The sequence below is a fragment of the Kitasatospora sp. NPDC059973 genome, from assembly GCF_042737525.1.
GTDB lineage: Bacteria > Actinomycetota > Actinomycetes > Streptomycetales > Streptomycetaceae > Kitasatospora.
Window position 1 is genome coordinate 51566 of sequence record NZ_JBHWUI010000010.1, and the last position, 19554, is coordinate 71119.

At 72.0% G+C, this 19554-nt stretch carries 15 protein-coding genes and 4 CRISPR repeat arrays; of the genes, 5 read left to right on the top strand and 10 right to left on the bottom strand.

The window, feature by feature from the left end:
* Positions 1-68 precede the first annotated feature (68 nt).
* A CRISPR array of direct repeats spans positions 69-768; the repeat unit is 29 nt; unit sequence CGGCTGACCCCCGCGCCTGCGGGGAGGAC.
* A 90-nt stretch (positions 769-858) separates the two neighbouring features.
* The 6 genes from cas6e to cas3 all read right to left on the bottom strand — a co-directional run bounded on the left by cas6e (position 859) and on the right by cas3 (position 9042).
* Positions 859-1515, bottom strand: coding sequence for a type I-E CRISPR-associated protein Cas6/Cse3/CasE (cas6e, locus tag ACFWA9_RS04880; protein ID WP_380383166.1), 657 nt, complete (start codon positions 1513-1515; stop codon positions 859-861).
* The gene (gene cas5e, locus ACFWA9_RS04885; RefSeq protein WP_380383168.1) at positions 1512-2354 is read right to left on the bottom strand and encodes a type I-E CRISPR-associated protein Cas5/CasD; all 843 of its coding nucleotides are present in this window, start codon (positions 2352-2354) and stop codon (positions 1512-1514) included. Before cas5e ends, cas6e begins: the two co-directional genes overlap by 4 nt.
* Complete coding sequence (gene cas7e, locus ACFWA9_RS04890) at positions 2351-3517, bottom strand: type I-E CRISPR-associated protein Cas7/Cse4/CasC (protein ID WP_380383170.1); 1167 nt, start codon at positions 3515-3517, stop codon at positions 2351-2353. Before cas7e ends, cas5e begins: the two co-directional genes overlap by 4 nt.
* Positions 3518-3598: 81 nt before the next feature.
* On the bottom strand, positions 3599-4372 hold the full coding sequence (gene casB, locus ACFWA9_RS04895; RefSeq protein WP_380383172.1) for a type I-E CRISPR-associated protein Cse2/CasB: 774 nt from the start codon (positions 4370-4372) through the stop codon (positions 3599-3601).
* A complete protein-coding gene (casA, locus tag ACFWA9_RS04900; protein ID WP_380383174.1) occupies positions 4369-5982 on the bottom strand; it encodes a type I-E CRISPR-associated protein Cse1/CasA in 1614 nt (537 codons plus the stop codon). Before casA ends, casB begins: the two co-directional genes overlap by 4 nt.
* 219 nt (positions 5983-6201) lie before the next feature.
* Positions 6202-9042 (bottom strand): CRISPR-associated helicase Cas3', encoded by a 2841-nt coding sequence (gene cas3 / locus ACFWA9_RS04905; RefSeq protein ID WP_380383176.1) that lies wholly within the window; start codon positions 9040-9042, stop codon positions 6202-6204.
* Between the two features lie 293 nt (positions 9043-9335).
* Positions 9336-10037: direct repeats of the CRISPR family, unit length 29 nt; unit sequence GTCCTCCCCGCGCAGGCGGGGGTCAGCCG.
* A gap of 281 nt (positions 10038-10318) precedes the next feature.
* On the opposite strand from cas3, the gene ACFWA9_RS04910 reads away from it, so the two are divergent.
* The 5 genes from ACFWA9_RS04910 to ACFWA9_RS04930 all read left to right on the top strand — a co-directional run bounded on the left by ACFWA9_RS04910 (position 10319) and on the right by ACFWA9_RS04930 (position 14676).
* Positions 10319-10573: a type II toxin-antitoxin system Phd/YefM family antitoxin gene (locus ACFWA9_RS04910; RefSeq protein ID WP_380383177.1), complete on the top strand. Its 255-nt coding sequence runs from the start codon at positions 10319-10321 to the stop codon at positions 10571-10573.
* On the top strand, positions 10570-10821 hold the full coding sequence (locus ACFWA9_RS04915) for a type II toxin-antitoxin system RelE/ParE family toxin (RefSeq protein ID WP_380383179.1): 252 nt from the start codon (positions 10570-10572) through the stop codon (positions 10819-10821). The genes ACFWA9_RS04910 and ACFWA9_RS04915 overlap by 4 nt, the downstream gene beginning before the upstream one ends.
* Before the next feature lie 419 nt (positions 10822-11240).
* Positions 11241-11483, top strand: a complete 243-nt coding sequence (locus ACFWA9_RS04920) for a plasmid mobilization protein (RefSeq protein ID WP_380383181.1) — start codon at positions 11241-11243, stop codon at positions 11481-11483.
* Positions 11480-11851: a fic family toxin-antitoxin system, toxin component gene (locus ACFWA9_RS04925; protein WP_380383183.1), complete on the top strand. Its 372-nt coding sequence runs from the start codon at positions 11480-11482 to the stop codon at positions 11849-11851. The genes ACFWA9_RS04920 and ACFWA9_RS04925 overlap by 4 nt, the downstream gene beginning before the upstream one ends.
* Positions 11852-12096: 245 nt before the next feature.
* A CRISPR array of direct repeats spans positions 12097-13528; the repeat unit is 29 nt; unit sequence GTCCTCCCCGCAGCCGCGGGGGTCAGCCG.
* A gap of 641 nt (positions 13529-14169) precedes the next feature.
* Complete coding sequence (locus tag ACFWA9_RS04930; RefSeq protein WP_380383226.1) at positions 14170-14676, top strand: hypothetical protein; 507 nt, start codon at positions 14170-14172, stop codon at positions 14674-14676.
* Positions 14677-14930: 254 nt separating this feature from the next.
* On the opposite strand, the gene ACFWA9_RS04935 is transcribed toward ACFWA9_RS04930, so the two are convergent.
* The 4 genes from ACFWA9_RS04935 to ACFWA9_RS04950 all read right to left on the bottom strand — a co-directional run bounded on the left by ACFWA9_RS04935 (position 14931) and on the right by ACFWA9_RS04950 (position 17163).
* A complete protein-coding gene (locus tag ACFWA9_RS04935) occupies positions 14931-15425 on the bottom strand; it encodes a hypothetical protein (RefSeq protein WP_380383185.1) in 495 nt (164 codons plus the stop codon).
* Between the two features lie 151 nt (positions 15426-15576).
* On the bottom strand, positions 15577-16419 hold the full coding sequence (locus tag ACFWA9_RS04940) for a helix-turn-helix domain-containing protein (RefSeq protein ID WP_380383187.1): 843 nt from the start codon (positions 16417-16419) through the stop codon (positions 15577-15579).
* A complete protein-coding gene (locus tag ACFWA9_RS04945) occupies positions 16416-16955 on the bottom strand; it encodes a DUF6879 family protein (RefSeq protein ID WP_380383189.1) in 540 nt (179 codons plus the stop codon). Before ACFWA9_RS04945 ends, ACFWA9_RS04940 begins: the two co-directional genes overlap by 4 nt.
* 7 nt (positions 16956-16962) lie before the next feature.
* Positions 16963-17163 carry a hypothetical protein gene (locus tag ACFWA9_RS04950; RefSeq protein ID WP_380383191.1) on the bottom strand — a complete coding sequence of 67 codons (201 nt, stop codon included), beginning with the start codon at positions 17161-17163 and terminating at the stop codon, positions 16963-16965.
* A gap of 1015 nt (positions 17164-18178) precedes the next feature.
* Positions 18179-19549: direct repeats of the CRISPR family, unit length 29 nt; unit sequence GTCCTCCCCGCAGGCGCGGGGGTCAGCCG.
* Positions 19550-19554 lie beyond the last annotated feature (5 nt).

Below are 19554 nucleotides of genomic sequence, written 5' to 3' on the forward strand. Positions count from 1 at the left end.
CCGCCACCGGCTGACCCCCGCGCCTGCGGGGAGGACCGGCTGGACGGAGGGCTGACGCCGCCCGCCACCGGCTGACCCCCGCGCCTGCGGGGAGGACCGGCTGGACGGAGGGCTGACGCCGCCCGCCACCGGCTGACCCCCGCGCCTGCGGGGAGGACGTAAACCCGCAGGCCACGCGTTTACCGTTTACCGGCTGACCCCCGCGCCTGCGGGGAGGACGCGTGCAGGTGTCGGGCCTGACCCTTGACCTGCGGCTGACCCCCGCGCCTGCGGGGAGGACGCGACCATCAGCACCGGGCCGGCCGACCGCGACGGCTGACCCCCGCGCCTGCGGGGAGGACGCCCTGGCCGCCGACCGCACCGGCGCCCAACGCGGCTGACCCCCGCGCCTGCGGGGAGGACGGGCACGGGTGTGGTGTCGGTCATGCATCCACCGGCTGACCCCCGCGCCTGCGGGGAGGACTCGGAGACCGTCCAGTCGGTCATCTCGCCCCGCGGCTGACCCCCGCGCCTGCGGGGAGGACGACGTCCTGCTGCTCGTCGACAAGCACCGCGGCGGCTGACCCCCGCAGGCGCGGGGAGGACCACGTCCGCGATGCCGTCGAGCGGGGCGAGGACGGCTGACCCCCGCAGGCGCGGGGAGGAAGAGTCGAAGTGCACCCCGGTGTCGTCCAGGCGCGGCTGACCCCCGCAGGCGCGGGGAGGACGTCGGGGCGCGCCGGGGGTGGGTTATGGGGGATGGCTGACCCCCGCAGGCGCGGGGAGGACAGGACAGTGAGTCGGCGATGCGGGGCAGCATGGCGACGGTGGGCGCGGCGAGTCTGCGGCGCCCACCGTTGGGGTCGCGTTGTCGTGGTGTCACTGGTTTCCCCGGTCGGGCGCGATGCTGAGCAGGCCGCAGCCGTAGGCCTTGCCCTTGCCGATGCCGTCGCCGAGGCGGGAGCGGAGGAGGTCGGCATTGTCGATGACGGCGGAGCCCTCGAACATGACGCGGTCGTGCTTGATGTGGCGCTGGTCGCTGCGGCGGGCTCCCCGGGCTGCGTCAAGGGGGGTGGAGTGCAGGGTTTGCACGCGAAGGCCGGCGGTTTCGGCCTGGCGGGTCCACCAGTCGTCGGCGGCGGCTCCGCGCAGGGGGACGACGGGGCTGAGTCCGTAGAGCTCGCGGCTTGTGCGGCCGGGTTTGCGGATGGGGTTGGCGGCGATGCGGTAGCGCACGGTCAGGCCTGGCCGGAGGGCGTCGATCAGTGGGGCCAGGGATTTGGTCGCGGCATGGCCGTAGTCGGCGGGCAGCCGGGCGACGTCGGGGGGCTGGTTGCTCTGCAGCAGGATCTGCTGGCCTTCGGGCGTGGTTTCGCTGCGGAAGAGGACGCCGAGTTCGCGTCGGGCCTCGGTGGTGGCGATGTCGTCGGGGAAGAGCGACATGACGCGGTGATGCAGGTCGACGGCGTTGGCGGCGTCGCGGCGGGCGTCGCGGCTTCGCTGGTCGGGGATGATGCGGGTCAGCCACAGGCTCATGCGAGGGCGCTTTCGGGGCGGTCGGTGTGCTGGTCCAGGTAGTCGCCGAGTGCGGCGAGGTAGGCGGTGCCGAGTCCGGCGCACTGCTCTGCGGGCAGAGTGAGGGTGCGCTGGTAGCGGGGGCGGGCTCGGTAGGAGCGGTGGCGGGGGTGGAAGGTCGACGGTTCGTCGGTCACCTGCCCGGCCGGGTGCGTGCCGTCGTCGCCGTTGTGGGCGGTGGCCTGGCCGAGGGCGGTCAGCGGGCGGTCGCTGTGGAAGGCCACGTCGACACTCCGGTCGGCTCCCGGCCGTCGTCGGGCGAGCGGGAGGTGGACCAGGTGGTGGAGGGCGTCGTCGACGTGGCCGAGGAGCAGGGGGCCTTCGGGTGGGCAGGAGCGGCGGCCGAGGAATGGCGGCCAGCGCGGCTCTTCGAGGGCGTGGGCGCATTCGGCCAGTACGGCGGGGTCGCCGGTGACGGCAGCCGTGAACGCGGCGTCGGCCAGGTAGTGGCGGTGGGAGAGCAGGGTGGCGGCCGCTCCGGAGCGTTTCTTGCCGTCGGCGGTGGTGACGGTCGCTGCGGAGGGCAGGCCACCGCCGACGGTGTGCAGGTCGCGCAGCAGTACCCCGGGGCGGTCCGCGCGCACGGTGAGCGAGAGTGTGGCCAGGTCGCCGATGTCGGCGTCGCGCGGCCGGCCCAGGGCGGAGGCGAGCAGGCCGATGACGCCGGAGCGGGTGGGGAACGGAGCGGTGTCTCGCTCGTTGAACTGGCTCCGCTCACCCCAGGACTGCAGCGGTGCGGCCAGGTGCAGCAGGAGGCCCTGGTCCTCACCGGCGGTGCGGGGAGCGGGCAGCGTGCTCACGCGTCGACCTTCGGGCGAGCGTGGGCGGCGTCGAGGGCGGCGTCGATGAGCGCGGGGAACGACTCGGCTCGTTCGCCGAGGCCCTCGAGGTCCTTGTCCTCCAGGCTCGCCCAGCCGGAATACAGGCTGCCGCGGCCGCCGAGGAGCCTGTTCGCGGCGAGCGCGTAGCGTGCGAGCGCCGTCCGGGAGGGGGCGGAATAGCCGCCGTCGGTGTGGGAGCGGACGGGCTGCTCGAACGCGGCCGCGTAGGACAGCGGACGGTCGCTGCGGACGGCGATGTGCACGAGGTCGGGGATCGTGTGGGGGGCGGTGGCGGTCTTCTTGGCACGCGGCAGGGAGAGGAGGAACGCCTCGGCGAACCCGGCGGCCAGCTCACGGGCGCTCGCCTGGTCGTCGCCGAGGTTGCGGGCCAGGTCGTCAAGGTCGACGGTGGCGTAGCGGTAGAAGACGCCGGCGCTGAACTCGGCGTGGCCCATGTGTGCGCTGCCGGTGGTGTCGCCCCAGGCGGAGGTGACGTCGTCGACGGCGGAGAAGTAGTCGAGTTCGACGTCGGTGCCGTGGGTGGTCAGGGCGTGTGCGACCTGGACGGCGCCGTCGACGCCGGCGTCGTCGACCTCGGCGAGCATGCGGCCGAAGAGGTTGATGACGCCGTTGCGCGAGCGCAGGACCGCGTCGATGCGGTCCTTGGGCAGGACGCTCTTGTCGGTGCTCTTCTTGATGTCCTTGGCGGCGGTCAGCGCGTCGCGGTGCTCGTCGGCCAGGTCCGCGAGCTCGGCGACCGCGGTCTCGGGCACGTACACCATGGCGTTGGTGGTGACGACGGGCGAGTCCTTGGCGGTCTCGAACTTGATGCTGCTTCCGGCGGCGACGTGCTGGCCGGCGCGCTGGGCGAGCTCGGTGGGCCAGCCGCGTTCCTCCAGCAGGCGGGTCACGCGGGCACCGATCCGGCGGGTGCGCAGGGCCTGCTCGCCGAAGCCGTGCTGGAAGTACTCGCGGACCGCGCGCTTCCAGGACTGGCTGCTGACCCGGGTTCGGTCGGTGTCGCCGTAGCGGACGGTCTTGACGGAGTTGTTGTCGTCGCGGTTCAGGTTGGCGAACGGGACGGCCTGGACGACGTGCAGGTCCAGGAAGCGGGCGGGGGTGGCGTCGGTGCGGGAGGGCACTGTTCTTCTCCTGGGTCGATGGGCGGGGATCGGTGCGGATGTCTGCGGGTCGTGGGACCGGGCGGAGGAGCGGGGCCGGGGTCAGGCCGCCGGGGTGTCCGCTCCTTCGGGGGCGGCGTCCTCGATGAGGCGGTCCGCCTCGCGGGCACGGCGCTCGCCTTCCGACTGCAGGGCCCGGTAGTAGTCCTGCAGCCAGCGGCGCTTGATCTCACCGGAGTTCCGCCGCCACCGGCACAGGTCCAGCAGCAGTTGCGCCCAGTCGACGTCGACGCCACGCTCGCGTAGCTGGCGGACGGCCCCGGGCAGGTGGCGGTGCAGGCCGTCGATGCTCTGGCGGGTCAGCAGGCCGAGGCGGGCCTCGGCGGAGGCCTCGCGCAGTCCTCCACCGGTCCCGGCGTTGCCGACACCGTCGGCGAACGACCGTCCCAGGCTCCTGCCGTAGGGCGTTGCGGCGGCTGGCGCGGATCCGGCCGCTCCGTTGGCGGTGGCGGGTTCCGGCGGCGTCTCTCCTGTGCCCGGAACAGCGGTACCTGCGGCGGTGTACTGGGTGCGACGCTGGGCTGCGATCAGGGCCGCGACCGCGTAGTGGGCGCGCTGGACGTCCTGGTCGCGCAGCTGCTCGTCGGTGAGCCAGGAGGCGACGAAGCGGTGCATGAAGGGCACGTCGTCGATGTCCCTGCCGACTCCGCGGCGCAGCGCGGCCCGCACACCGGGGTCGTCGTGGCTTCGGAGGTCGATCCAGGCGGTGAAGGCCCGGGCCCGGCCGAGTGCGGGGACGGTAGTGCTGGCCGCCGGTTTAGGGGTTGTCCGGTCGGGGCTGCGGCTGGGGGCCGGGATGGCCGGGTTGTCGCTCACGTCGTCTCCGTGCTGGTGGCGGGGCCGGGGGTGGTGGTCTTCGGGGCGGCTTTGACGAAGCCGCCATAGAGTTCGACGCGGGCGGCGGTGCAGGCCTTGGTTCCGCGCGGCGTGCCGAGGGCGCGGTGGGTGACGGTGTCGAAGGCCTGTTCGGCGATCAGCCGGAACGCGGCCGCGCACGCGCCGGCGTCGAAGTCCCGGGCGGTCAGGCGCGCCCAGAACTCTGCCTCGGCGGCGGGCCAGTAGCGGGCGCCGGCGTCGTCGGCCCAGGTGCAGTCGCGGATCTTCGGCGCGTTGGTGAACCCGGCCCAAGCCTTCTTGACCGCCCGCTCGAGGCGGGTGCCGTACCGCTCCCCCAGCATCCGCAGCCGGCCGACCTGGACGGCGAGGGATTCGTCCTTCTCCTCGGCGAGTTCCAGGACGGGCGGGGTGGTGGCGTCGACGAACTGGGTGTCCTTGGCCTGGCCGTCCTGCTCGAAGCCCAGGGCCCGCACCCGGAGGTACTCCGACACTTCCACCGCGGTGAAGAACACCGTCGGCCTGCGTGGCGTGGTACTGCCGGCCGGCTCCTTGAGCAGCAGGGCGTCCAGGTCACGCCACAGTGCCCGCTGGGAGTCCGCCGGACGCGGATAGAGGTTGCCCTCCTTGCTGGTCTGCCAGATCAGGTACGGGTCGCCCGCCCGCGGGATCTTGTCCCGGTAGGCCCAGGTGATGAACGCGTCCCGGACGCGGCGGCCCGCCGGGTCGGGAACGAGCAGCAGAGCGTGCTGAGAGCGGGCGGTCAGCTCGGAACACGGCCCCTCCAGCGAGGGCGGCGCCCCCACCGGGTCCGGCAGCTCCTCCCACTCCCACGGACACAGGTCCGTCTGCCTGCGCACCAGAGCGCCGGGCTCGGGCAGCCCTGCCAGCAGCGTCTCGAAGACGCTCTCGCCCTCCGGGTGGTAGGACAGGGAGCTGCGCAGCGGTCCGGCCTTGCTGTTGGCCGACGTCACGCCGTCCACGGTGCGGCTCGAGCAGCGCCCCGAAGGGCCGTAGTAGTGCCACACCAGGAGATGCAGCACTGCGTCGGCCGGTCCCGGTAGATCCGGTGCGCCGGCATCGGTGTGCCGGAACCAGGCGTGGTTGTTGCCCGACGGGCGGGTGGTGACGAGCTTGTCCACACCGGCGGTATTGCCCGGGTCGCACTGCTCGGCCAGGCGCGGGTCCTGCAGGAACGGCCGCAGCGGGTGGAACAGGTCGAACCGTTGCCGGTTGCCCGTCACGAACGCCTCGACGTCGGCTGGGGCGAAACGGCCCAGGTCGTCCACGAGGTCCGCACGGCGCTCGGACCAGTCGTCGTTCGGCCCGGCTTCGTCGAGGCGCGTGATGCGGGCCGTGACCGCGTACAGGACGCGGTACAGCGCCGACAGTGCGGGCGGCAGGGCGATGGTGATCTGCTCCACCTCGTGGGCGCGCAGCAGTAACTGGTGCAGCCCCACAGCTTCCGGGCGCTGCTTACTGGCGACACCGGGCCGCCAGCGCACAGGGATCCACGGCTCGTCGAACAGGTCGTAGGTCGGTGCGGTGGGTGGCGACGCCGTGGTCAGGGGCGTCGAAGGAGCGAGTGGCACAGGGGCCTCCGGCGAGGCGGCTACAGGGAAAGAACGGCGTGGGTAGGCTCTGCTCGGTCCCCGCGGTGAGCGGGGGTGAGCCGTGCGGGGTTTGCAAACAGGCCGCAGTGGCAGCGACTCCCCGCGCAGGCGGGGGTGGTGCCGCTTCCGGGGACGGACCAGTCGGTCCCCTCCGGAAGCGGCACAGCCAACCTAGCGACAAGTGCGGTGTTTGGAAGGCTAGTTCTCGGAAATTCCCACTTTCGAGATCTCCAGCACCCGCTCCCCCAGCCGGCATGTCCAACGGCCCTCGCCGTCCTGGCGCATCGGCAACAGCACCAGGTCCGCCAGCATCGGCCTGTCACGCCACGACCTCGGCACGGCGTTCTCCTCCGTACGCCCGGCCAGCCAGCGCCCGGGCAGCGGCACCGTGGCCCGCATGACCGACGCGATATCGTCGCGGCCCATCGATGCGCCCGCCGCCGTCCCCGGCAGGGGAACGTCCGAACCGGGGTCGAGGGTGGCCTCCCCACCGTCACGGACGTACACGCATACCGCCCGACCGCTGTCCGCGCCCAGCCGCGTAGTGACCAGGTCCTCGGTCACACCCAGGCCGCGGTCGCTGAGCACCGACAGATCACCGCGGACGTCGAAGGGCGCGCACACGGCCGTCAGGTCCGCCAACTGTCCCTCGGCTGCGGCCGACGCGAGCCGCTCGGCATCCATCCGCTCCAACTCCTGCTGGGAAGCCTTCTCAAGACCGTCCCCGAAGTCGTCGGCATACACCGCGTCGACCAGACGCTGCACGTCGCCCGGCACCGCGATCACCCGATTCTCCGGCTCGCCCAGCAGCAGACTCGTCCTTCGCAGCAACGACGCGTCGTACACCGTCCCCCACGTCCGCGGCGCGCTCACCCCGCCGTCGCCGTCGAGGGGTTCCAGCACCACCAGCCGCGGACGGGAAACCTCGCCGGTCCACGCCGGCCGCCGCCCACGCTCGTGCCGCTTCCCGCGCCCGGCCCGCTGCAACAGCTGCGCCAGCGGCGCAAGGTCCGAGACGACCAGGTCGAAGTCCAGATCGAGTGACTGCTCGACGATCTGGGTGGCCACCAGGACCGAACCCGCACGGACCGCACCAGCCGCCTGATCATCGGCGGGCTTGCCATAGGCGGCCTCGCATTCCGTAGTGATCCGCTGTCGCTCGTTGGCGGGAAAGCGGGAATGCAGCAGGCGCATCCCACCCGGTCGGGCAGCGAGAACGGGCAGCGCCGACCGCAGGTCCCGGTAGGTGCGCTGGGCCTCGTCCACCGTCGTGCAGCAGACCAGGACACAGCCGCCCTCGTCGGTGACCCGGCCAAGAAGTTCACGAAGAGCCGCGCGCCTGCCCCCGGCGCTCGCTGGCTCCCCGGGATCCTCCCGCACGTCCCACCGAACCCGCCGAACCTCGACATCCAACGCGCGAGCGCGGCTGCTGTCGACCTCCCGCGGCTCGGACACCTCACCACCGATGGCATCCACGAACAGCCAGCCCGGATACGACGGCTCCACCGGAACAGGCTCCATGTGGCCGGCACCGCGCCGGTAGGCGTTCACCAGCGACGCCGCGGCCCGTCCGGTGAGCGTCGCCGACAACAGCACCACCGGCGCGCCGAACGCCCCCAGCCACTCCAGCAGCCGCACCAGCAGACTGTGCATCCACGGCCCGTAGGCGTGAGCCTCGTCGACCACCAGTACCTTGTCCGAAAGGCCGAACAGCCGCAGGAACCCGTACCGCATCGGAAGCACACCACTGAGCGCCTGGTCCACGGTGCCGTTCGCCAACGGCGCGAGCATGCCGCGCCGCCCCGTCCGCAGCCATCGGCCCGCCTCCAGGTCCGCCAACACCGCCGAACCGTCCGCCAAATTCGCCTGGGCGGCGTATTGAGGACTCAACCACGCCATGCTGTGCAGCAACGTCAGCGCACGGTCACCCTCGACGTTCTCCGCGGAGAACCTCTGTACCCGCTCGAACATCGCATCCGCTGTCGCCATCGTCGGCAGCGCGAAGTAGACCCCGGACGCGCCACAAGCCCGTGCCATCACGGACGCCGCATGCAGAGCGGTCTCGGTCTTGCCATCCCCGGTCGGCGCGGTGACAAGCAGCAGCCCGGGCCCCGACACCAACGCCGGCAACTGCTCCGCCACGTCGGTCTGCAAGGCGTTCGGAGGAAACGGGAACTGCTCGGTGAACGCCTTCTCCGGAAACTCAGCACGACCCAGCCCCGCCGCTCGCACCCATCCCGGCGCGGCCGCCACCGCCACGTCGAAATGCTTCTCGAGCTCAGCCTCCCCGGCCACCCAGCCGTCCGACGGAATCCGCTGCACGATCACGTCCGCCTGGCTGGCCAACCAGTCCGCGACCACCACCAGCCCCGTGACCACCACTGCCGCCCATCCCGGCAACGCTCCGACCGGCACCCCGCTCGCCCCCGTCGCCTGGCGCACCGCGTGGGCGTGCGCCAATCTCTGCTCCCGCCAGCCCGCCGCCGACCCCAGAGCAGGCTGATAGGCACTCGGGTTCTGGAGTTTCCTGGCCTCCAGGGCCTTGCCGAAACAGCCGTGGTGCCCGCCGAGGAGCTGCGCGATCTGGTGGCTCGCCGACTTCCTCACCACCCGCCCCACCGGTGGGTAGCCGCACTGCTCGAGGAACTCCACCAGGCCCCAGTGCGTCGCCGCCTCATGAGCCAGGTACTCCCCGCCTGCGTCCGCACCGGCCCCGTCCGTGAAGTCCGGGTCCGATGCCAGCAGACGGAACGACTCCGGAACCAGCGCCTGGAACCCTGGAGTGATCTTCCCGATGTCGTGGAGTCCGGCCCAGAACGCCACCATCCTGCGGGCCTCCCCGAGGGAGACTCCGATGGCCTCGGCCAGGCGCTGCCGCACACGCTCGCTCAAAAGAGCGTCCCACAACGCCCCCGCGACGGCGGCGGTGTCGAGCAGGTGGCAGACCACCGGATAATCCGCGGGCAACCCCGCGTTCTTGCCCCACAACCGGTGATCCGGCACGGCAGCGCACAGACCGTCATGTTCCTTAGCAGTCACGCACAGAGGACTATCACCCGCCACTGACAAACTGGCCCGCAACGGCGGTTCCGCTGGCGAACCACCCGCGGGCCGGGAAGCTGTGAAGGCGTATCTCAGGACAGTGCCAAGCCCCAACCACGGGCGCATCGGTCGACTTCTTGCGACTGCCGACTGCTGGCCGGGCATGGCAGGATGCCCAGAGCCCTTTGACACTTCCACAGCCCAACCAGAGCCCATCGGTCACCGCTGGTGGACATCGACTAGTAGTCAAGAAATGGCAAAGCTCCTCTTCCGTCGCAGGTCGCGAAGGGGTCCTCCCCGCGCAGGCGGGGGTCAGCCGGCGGACGGCGGCGCCGGGGAGGTAGTAGATCCGGTCCTCCCCGCGCAGGCGGGGGTCAGCCGGTCCTCTGGCACGACGAGCCGTAGCCACCGACGGTCCTCCCCGCGCAGGCGGGGGTCAGCCGGCCGCGAGGGCAAGGCCGTCCTGTCCGCCCTCGGTCCTCCCGCGCAGGCGGGGGTCAGCCGATCGAAGAGGCGGTGCGGATCCGCAAGGCGGCGTCCTCCCCGCGCAGGCGGGGGTCAGCCGCCCTGACCCGTCCCGCCCCGAAGCCGCCGGCCGTCCTCCCCGCGCAGGCGGGGGTCAGCCACTGACGTGGAACGCGCGCTCGATCTCGGCGCGGTCCTCCCCGCGCAGGCGGGGGTCAGCCGGACCTCCGCCGAGCGGGCCCGGGTCTGGGCCAGTCCTCCCCGCGCAGACGGGGGTCAGCCGGCCATGACGGAGACGGTGCTGCAGGAGGGTGGGTCCTCCCCGCGCAGGCGGGGGTCAGCCGTCCGGCTGGGGGTAGATCCCGAGGGGTTAGGCGTCCTCCCCGCGCGGGCGGGGGTCAGCCGGGCTCGCTGTTGGCGGTCGGCCTGGCCGCTGCGTCCTCCCCGCAGGCGCGGGGGTCAGCCGTCGGCCGCTGGCCCGACCCGTTCACCGGGGCCGTCCTCCCTGCAGGCGGGGGGGGGGGGCAGCCGCGGGCCAGGATCGGACTGGAGCTGGCGCGGGGGTCAGCCGTCGTAGCCCAACACGTCGCGATCGGCGTGTCGTCGTTCCCGCAGGCGCGGGGGTCAGCCACGGTCCGGGGTCGGTCGGAGTCGAGGAAGGTGCGGACGGTGTCCTCGGCCTCTTTCCCGCGTCCGCAGGGGTCCGTCGTCGCCCTGAGCGCGCTGCAGGGTGTAGCGGGTATGGGCGATCGAGCTGGTGGGGATTGAGCGGTACGCCGTAAAGGCGCGTGAAGTGTACAGTTCTGTCATGAACGATACTCTGCCGATCACCGAGGCCAGGGCGAAGTTCGGGACCCTGGTCCGCCGGGCCTCCCACGGCCGCGAACGCATCACCATCACAGACCACGGCCAGCCCGCCGCCGTGCTCATCAACCCCCAGGAGCTGGCGGACCTGGAGGACGCCCTCGCGCTCGCCCAGTACCGGGCCCGCCAGGCGGCCGGCACCACAACCGCCACGCCCCACGACGACGTCCGCGCGCAGCTCGGCCTGGAGCGCGGGTGACCTACGAGATCGTCTGGGACGAGCCGGCGATCAACGCGGCCGCCCGGTTCCTGAAGGACGACGGTGCCGGCCTGCGGCTTCTGATGGACGCCGTCGACCTGCTCGCCACCGACCCCAGGCCCACCGGATCGACCCCGTACGGCTCCCCCGACCTGCGCCGCATGCATGTCGGCCCCTACCGCGTCATGTACGAGATCACCGAACACACCGTTACCATCGTCGTCATCCACCTCGGCCGCCTCATCTGACCCACCCACGACGAGACGCTCCCTCCCCGCACCCCGCGAGGGGTAGCCGGACTTGATTTGGCCGAGCAACGGGCTCTCGTCCTGTCCTGCGTCTGCGGGGGCTGGGTAATCTGCGGGGCAGTGAATCACGTGATGCGCTGCCGTCCTTCCCACGGGCGCGGGGGTCAGCCGCCCATCCTGCTGCTGGTCGTGCTCGGCATGTCGTCCTCCCCGCAGGCGCGGGGGTCAGCCGGTGAAGGCGCTCGGCATGCGCGTGGAGGGTCGGTCTTCCCTGCGCAGGCGGGGGTCCGCCGGACCTGATCGCCGGTGCTGCGCTGTGTGGGGACAACATGGGCCTGCCTCTCGTCACAGGCCTGAGGAGCCCAGGTGGTGCCCGCCGGGTGATTGTAGCGGCGTATAGATGTCGCTACGCTTCAGACATGAAGCAATTGAACGTGCGGTTGGACGACGAGGCACATGAGGCGCTCGAGCAGCGCGCGGAGGCTGCGGGGATGTCCCTGCCTGACTACGCGCGCAAGGTTCTGGCCGAGGAAGCCGACGAGCGGCGGGAGCGGTTCCTGACAGCGGCCGCGCACTTCTCCCGGGCATGGGCGCCGGCGTTCGAGGCCGAGTTCGGCCCCTACCCGCGCACCGGGCGGGCCGACGCGGCGGACGCCGCGTGATCCTGCGCGTCGACCGGGCCTGGCTGCTCGACATCGCCCACCAGTTCCTCCCCGCCGATCCGGACATCACCGACTACGGCACGCTCGCCGCGGCGGTCGCCCGCCACCTTGACGAGGTCATGGACGTCCCCGTCTACGGTGCCGTCCACCAGCGGGCCGCGGCACTCATGCACCAGCTCATCCGCGTACCCGCCCTCGAGTTCGCGAACGAGCAGTTCGCCGCGGTCGTCGCCGCCTCCTACCTCGCCGGCTCCGGCGTCATCGTCACCGCCGAACCCAAACACGCCGTCGAACTTGCCGGCCGCATCCGCGATGGACAGGCCGATATCCGCGAAACCGCCACGGCCATCCGCACCTGGTACCGCTGACGCCAGACCCACCACCCACCAAGGTCAGCCGGCTCGCACCAGCCGGCCACGCTCCGGTGGCAGCGCTGCCCGGTTGCCGAAGCTTGACTCGCCGTCGTAATAGTGGTCTGCCAGCTGGCATGTCAGGATGCCGGAGAGTCCATGACACCTCGACAGTTCCAAGCCGACCCCTGGTTACCGCCCAGCGGCCCCTGAGCAGAGGTCAAGGAATGGCAAAGCCGTCCTTTCGTCGCAGGTCGCGAAGGGGCCTCCCCACAGCCGCGGGGGTCAGCCGATGATGTTGCGGACCATGCCGCTGAAGGTGGAGGCCTCCCCGCAGCCGCGGGGGTCAGCCGGCGATGGTGCCGGTCGCGGACGTGCCGATCATGGCCTCCCCGCAGCCGCGGGGGTCAGCCGCCGGTGGAGGGCAGCTCGTAGGTGGGGGCGTCGGCCTCCCCGCAGCCGCGGGGGTCAGCCGTTCATATACCCCGCCCGCCCGGACTTCGCTGAGGCCTCCCCGCAGCCGCGGGGGTCAGCCGGGGCACGTCCAGCCCCTGAAGAAGAAGATCATGGCCTCCCCGCAGCCGCGGGGGTCAGCCGGCCTGGCCGGTGGCCATCCGCCACGTCCACTCGTCCTCCCCGCAGCCGCGGGGGTCAGCCGCCACCCATCGAGGTCGACCAGCTCGTCGTCTCGTCCTCCCCGCAGCCGCGGGGGTCAGCCGCTGCTCAGGGGTGACGTCCGGGCGCTCTCCGCGTCCTCCCCGCAGCCGCGGGGGTCAGCCGGGTGTGTCGACGGAACCGCGGCTTGGGTTCGGGTCCTCCCCGCAGCCGCGGGGGTCAGCCCAGGAGGTGCTCGCCGAGGCGCCCCGGAGCGTCGTCCTCCCCGCAGCCGCGGGGGTCAGCCGATGCGCGGTGACCCGCACCTGTGACAGTCGCGGTCCTCCCCGCAGCCGCGGGGGTCAGCCGGCGTCGCCGTGGTCGGCGCAGGCGATCACCAGGTCCTCCCCGCAGCCGCGGGGGTCAGCCGGCGTCGCCGTGGTCGGCGCAGGCGATCACCAGGTCCTCCCCGCAGCCGCGGGGGTCAGCCGCGCTCCTCCGACGGCACCGACCTCGGGGAACTGTCCTCCCCGCAGCCGCGGGGGTCAGCCGGTCGGCATCTACTGCAACGTCGACTACTGGACGTCCTCCCCGCAGCCGCGGGGGTCAGCCGGCGCCGGGGAAGCCCTCACGGCCGGGGAGGTCGTCCTCCCCGCAGCCACGGGGGTCAGCCCGTCGAAGCCCTCCCCGGCCGGGACCAGCAGGCGTCCTCCCCGCAGCTGCGGGGGTCAGCCGTGAGCCATGGAACTGCCGAGCGGCTTCGACTAGTCCTCCCCGCAGCCGCGGGGGTCAGCCGCCCGCCGGCCACGCCGTGCCGCTGGTCCGCTGGTCCTCCCCGCAGCCGCGGGGGTCAGCCGACGGTCGCCCGGTTCGGCCGGGAGGAGTTCGTGTCCTCCCCGCAGCCGCGGGGGTCAGCCGGTGGACCTGGGTGGCGCGCTTCTTGAGGCCGGGTCCTCCCCGCAGCCGCGGGGGTCAGCCGCGCGCCTAGCCACCAGGGATGCCGATCGGCGCGTCCTCCCCGCAGCCGCGGGGGTCAGCCGGCGGCCGGGCCGGTGGAGGTGATGCCGGCGGCGTCCTCCCCGCAGCCGCGGGGGTCAGTCGCTGGTGGTCGCGGGTTCCTCATCGACGAGGCCGCAGGCGAAGGGGAAGGCCTCCAGGAACTCCCGCCGGCCCGGCTCCGTCTCCACTGCGGCCAGGTCCACGAGCACGGTCAGGAACCGCTCGCGCTGGTCGTGCGGCAGTTGTGTGAGTACCCAGCTCACGCTCTCCGTCATCCTCACCACAGAATCAGGGTCCACCTCGTCGTCCTCACAGCTGTCGAGGAACCGGACAATGTCCACGACCAGCCCGGCAAGGACGGGCACCAGCGGGTCCGTGTCAGTCATCCAGGCAACCTACCCGCCCCCAACGACAGCGGCACCGTCATCTCGGCCGACGGCAGACCCCGGAGCCCGCCCCAGGGAGCCAAGGCCCACTCCTCCAGGCACCGCGCAGAAACGGGACGTACGGCGTTGCCGTGTCTGCCGCGATGGACAGAGCTCCTTGACACCTCAACAGGCCGGTGCCCGGATCGCGACGCCGGGGTACACGAGTACAGCTGACCAGCAGAGCAAGAGGGCCGTCAGAGATCGTTTCCCATCGCCTTGGTGATCGCTTCCCGAGTGGCTGTGGACGGTCACGTAATTCCCCAGGTCCTGGCTGTGCGAGGGGCTAAGTTGGTGAGCGTGACGACGCGGGGGCGGATGTATCGGTATGTGGGTCCGGCTGAGCTGAAGGCGCTCGTCCGGGCGGGTGGTGAGGGTCGGAGCATGCGATCGTCGGCGGACTTCGTTGAGTGGGTCTTCGTGCTGACCCCGGAAGAGTTGGCCGAGCCGTTGACGTTCGTTGTCGATGCCGGTGGGGTGCTGCGACTGGCCCCGCGCCGCAGCGAGCACGTGGTGTGCGCCGGCGGCGAAGAGGTTCTGAGCGCCGGTGAGATGAGCTTCCGTGAGGAGTCCGGGCGGTGGGCGGTCGAGGAGGTCAGCAACCAGTCGACCGGCTACTGCCCGGACGTCATCTCGTGGCCGGCCGTGACCGAGGCCCTGGACCGGATTGGAATTGCCCGCCCGTCCGGCTTCACGCATGAGGTGGTCTTCCGCCGCTGCCGCTCCTGCCGGGAGCGCAACATCGTGCGGGAGGAGGACTTCGTCTGCGTCTTCTGCGGCGAGGACCTGCCTCTGGAGTGGAACGTTGCCGAGCCGGATCGCTAGGTGGCCGGTGGCTTGTCGACGGGGTTCTTGGGCCGCTTGTTCGGCCGGTAGCTGGGGCCGTTCATGATCACCTGGTGGCTGGTGTTGATCAGCCGGCGGCGGCTGACCCCCGCGCCTGCGGGGAGGACCTGCCGCCGCCGCGGCTGACCCCCGTGGCTGCGGGGAGGACGACCTCCATGGTGCACCGTACGAGGAGATCGGCGCACTCCTCGCGGCCGGCCGACAGGGTGGCCAGCACACTCGCGCTGTCGACCTCAGGATGCTTGGGTGTGGCCGGCTTTCCCCTGGTAGTCGCTGCGGGCGAGCTCTCTGCTGATCCAGGACCGCGCGCTCGCCGCGATGCCCCATCGCAACACGCGCCCGTCCTCGCGGACCGGCTCGCCGGTCGTGGCGTCCTCCACCACCCACAGCCCGGGGCTGCGCCCCTCGGGCGGCTGCTGTACCACCCGGTACCGCGCGGCGTGCCTCTGTCGGCCGCTCAGGCCGTCGCCGCGGCGGACCCGGATGACGATCCGGCCAGCCCGGAGGACGACCGGGAAGTCGAGCTGGCCGCCATCGAGTGCCGCCTCGACCATCTCGGTCGCCCCGGTGCCGAAGAGCAGACGTACGGCGGCGCGCTGCTGGGCTCCGAGGTCCAGTCCCTGAACGGCCTGCCACACGGTTGTCAGGGCCACCGTCGGCGGCAGGGCGGTCGCCTCCAGGTGCCCGTCGACGCTGACGGTCCAGTTCTCGTCTGCGGTCCAGCCCACTCGTCCTCCTCGGCCGTGCTGGGGTACCGGCAGGCGCCGCTGGAGAGGCGGTTCGGTCTGCCGCACCCAGCACGGTAGGACGCGATGATTCTCGGACCGGGCCGTGATCCTTGATGATTCTTCGATTGACACGGATCGTGCTCGGTGATCCTCAGCGAGCCGTGAGCGAGGCCCGCGCGCGGCCGATGAGTCGGTGAGCCTGGTGGTCGGTTGCAGCGCTCTCGGCGAGCCAGTCCCAGGCCCTGCTGTAGATGGCGATGTCGGCGGGGCTGTCCAGCCACAACTCGGCATTGATCGTCTCGACGATCACGAGGCGGTCGTCGTAGATCCAGAACCCGTGCGCCGGCGTTCGGCGCGGTGCGCTGCCGAGCGGGATGATGCCGAGGTCGACTGTGTCGAGGCCGAGAAGGCCGACGAGGCGGTCCAGCTGGGCGATCATCACCTCGGTGGTTCCGACGGTCACGTAGAGCGCGGCTTCCCAGAGGAGGAATCGGAAGCGGCGGCCCGGCTCGTAGAGCGCTTCCTGGCGGCGTATGCGCGCCCGGACGGCGTCCTCGGTGTCCCGGGGGGAGCCGATGAAGTCGGCGCCCGCCGTCAGCATGTGCCGCGCGTACTCGGCGGTCTGGAGCATGCCTGGGATCCTGGCCGACTCGAAGGCCCGGATCACGTCCGTCCGGCGCGTTTCCAGAACTGCGGCTTCCTGGCGCTCCCGATGCCCGCCGGCGAGCTGGCGGTTCCACGACCGGTACTGCGTTTCCAGGCCCCGCAGCCGGGCCTGCAGCTCAGCTGTCACCCCAGGCCTACCGGTCGCCGATGCCCACGCCTCCAGATCCGCCGGACTCGGCGTCTGCCGGCCGGTCTCCAACTTCGACACCTTCGACTGCACCCAGCCGAGCTGTCCGGCGAGGGCCCGGCCGGAGAGGTCCGCCTCGGTGCGCAGCTCACGAAGCCGCGTGCCGAGGGCTACCCGGCCCTGTTGATAGTCGGTACTCACACGCCGGACGCTACCGCCGCGGCGAACTCGACGGTGGGGACCGCGTAGTGCCACGACGCATCACGGGCCTGGCAGGCCCGGAGGACTTCGGCCGGGTCGGTGATCAGCTCGACGCCGAGCGTCCGGTCGTCGTCGTCGAAGTGGAGCCGCGCGACGATGGAGCTGTCGAACAACCAGAAGTCGAAGTCGGGCAGGCCGAGCCGGTCGGCGTCGGCGCGCCAGAGGTTGCGGATGTCCTCGCCGGCCTTGACGTTGCCCAGCCCCGACGCGAGGAGGAACCGCTGCCCGTTGGTGGGCGGAGCATCAACAATGCGAACACGCTCGAATCGGCGGCCGTCCGCGACTGCTGCTCGGACGCTGACGTTCCAGGCGACGTTCGGCTCGTACTGCGGCATCACGCCGACCATGAATGCTCTGTATCGCGCTCCGGCGCGATCCGATGCGTAGCCGCGGCGCGTCTCCAGACGGAACGCAGTGTGTGCGAACGTCTCGAACAGGTGCGGCGCCGCCTCGGCGAAGGGGACGATCTCGGGCACAGCCGGCCTACTCCTTCGGTGCGAAACGGGTCAGCAGCGCCCGCGGGATCACGACCGCCGTCTCGCCGGCCTTCAGATGGAGCAACTGCGCGATCCCGTCCGGGTCGGTCAGCTCATCGCCCTGAACGACGATGTCGCCGGTCTCCGTCTCGTACAGGGTCGGACAGTCACCGTGCTCGCTGGTCGAACCGAGAAACCTGAGCTCCATGACACGCCCCTCCCGAATCGTGAGCTACCAGCATGACCACACCAAGGCCCACGAGGTGGTGAGTTGACGAGATCCGTTGAGGACCCACCGGTGTGAATTCTGGGCCGATATGGTCCGACCGCACCACACAGTCTCAGGGGGCCCAGCCCATGCACACCAGCAATATCAGCCACGCCTGTCCTCCCCGCGCATGCGGGGGTCAGCTGGACTGAACTGCGCGAGTGGATTCGTCGCACGATTCTCCTCGCGTCTGCGGGGTCAGCTGCCCTCGTAGTACATGGCGCCCATGCCTGATGGTCCTCGTCGCGTGGTTGGGTCCGTCCGGGCCTGTGGTCAGCGGGCGGACCAGATCGGGCAGTCGGCCGTGTGGCGGGTCAGCATCACCACGGTGCCGCCGTCCGTGATCTGCCGCTCGCGCGTGACCGTGCAGCATCCCGCCAGTTCCCGAGGCATTGCCCGGACGAGTGCGGGAGCCTCGTCCCGGTCCGGCACCGCGGTACGCGGCCACGCCGGCTCCACGACCCGCGGCCCGAGCCGACGGATGGAGGTCCGGCGGCCGGCCTGCCCGACGGGCACTCCGAGAGCTCGGGCGCGGGCGTGAAGACGGCGGCGGTCACGGCGTTCGGACATAGTGACACCCTGCACCCTCCCACCCCCTCCACACCAGCGGCCTGGCAAACGCCTCCGGACCGCCCAGCAACGCCGGTCACCCGAACCAGCCCGCCGACAGGCCGACCCGCAGGATGCCGCCTCGGCCCCCGGAACGGCACGGCGGGCACCTCCCGCCGACGCCCGAGACCGACAGAAGGACGCGTTCCCGCCCCCACCCGGCACCCCAACCGCCCCAGCCGCACCCAACCCCGATAGGCCTCTTCTCCAGAACCGCCCACACCGTCAGACACGGATGACACCATGAGACGCTGCTCCTTGACACCTCAACAGGCCAGCCCGAATGTGCTCCTCCAAGACTGGTCAAGAAATTGCAAAGCCGTTTCATCGCCGCAGGTCGCGAAGGGTCCTCCCCGCAGGCGCGGGGGTCAGCCGGCGGTCAGGGCCGACGGGTGGCAGGTTGTCGTGTCCTCCCCGCAGGCGCGGGGGTCAGCCGAAACAGGGGGCGACGGCCACGCTTCGCGACCTGTCCTCCCCGCAGGCGCGGGGGTCAGCCGGTCGGACGCCCACGCGGACAGCTCATCGTCCCGTCCTCCCCGCAGGCGCGGGGGTCAGCCGGCTGGGCCCGGCATTTCTGTCCGGACCACGAAGTCCTCCCCGCAGGCGCGGGGGTCAGCCGGCGGCGGTGTCGTCGAGCTGGGCCACGTCCATGTCCTCCCCGCAGGCGCGGGGGTCAGCCGTTGGTCAGGACGTACAGCGTGTGCGCGCCGGAGTCCTCCCCGCAGGCGCGGGGGTCAGCCGTCCCTGTGGTGGCTGCACGGGGTGTGGGAGCGGTCCTCCCCGCAGGCGCGGGGGTCAGCCGTCGGAGGCAGCCGGGTCGAGGTCGGCGAGGGCGTCCTCCCCGCAGGCGCGGGGGTCAGCCGCGGGGTAGGGGGCCGGTAGGTGGGGCGGTAGGGTCCTCCCCGCAGGCGCGGGGGTCAGCCGGTCACGCTCGGGGCCAGTACCAGCACCCTCGTGTCCTCCCCGCAGGCGCGGGGGTCAGCCGCCGTCGCTGGACTTCAACTTCGCGCAGGGCGCGTCCTCCCCGCAGGCGCGGGGGTCAGCCGTTGTGGCGCGACAGCACGCCGCGGCGCGGACCGTCCTCCCCGCAGGCGCGGGGGTCAGCCGCCGGTGGACGGCAGCTCGTAGGTGGGGGCGTCGTCCTCCCCGCAGGCGCGGGGGTCAGCCGTCCATGATGGCCGCGCTGCAGCTGACCGGCCCGTCCTCCCCGCAGGCGCGGGGGTCAGCCGAAAATCGCCGGGAGCTGCGGAGAGACGCAGCGGTCCTCCCCGCAGGCGCGGGGGTCAGCCGCCGGTCGCCGGGATGGGCTCGATGTCGCGCTGGTCCTCCCCGCAGGCGCGGGGGTCAGCCGCTCCTGCTCTCATGGTGGTCGGACGGTCCGGCGTCCTCCCCGCAGGCGCGGGGGTCAGCCGGCCTCGGGGGCAGGGGATCAGTTCCTCCTCGGGTCCTCCCCGCAGGCGCGGGGGTCAGCCGTGCGTCAGGAACGTCTCGAACTCGTCACCGTCGTCCTCCCCGCAGGCGCGGGGGTCAGCCGGTCTTCACCGGCTCGGTGACCCGGTCCTGGAGGTCCTCCCCGCAGGCGCGGGGGTCAGCCGCCGGCGGCCCGGTCGAAGGGTGTTCCGCCGGTGTCCTCCCCGCAGGCGCGGGGGTCAGCCGGTCTTCACCGGCTCGGTGACCCGGTCCTGGAGGTCCTCCCCGCAGGCGCGGGGGTCAGCCGCCGGC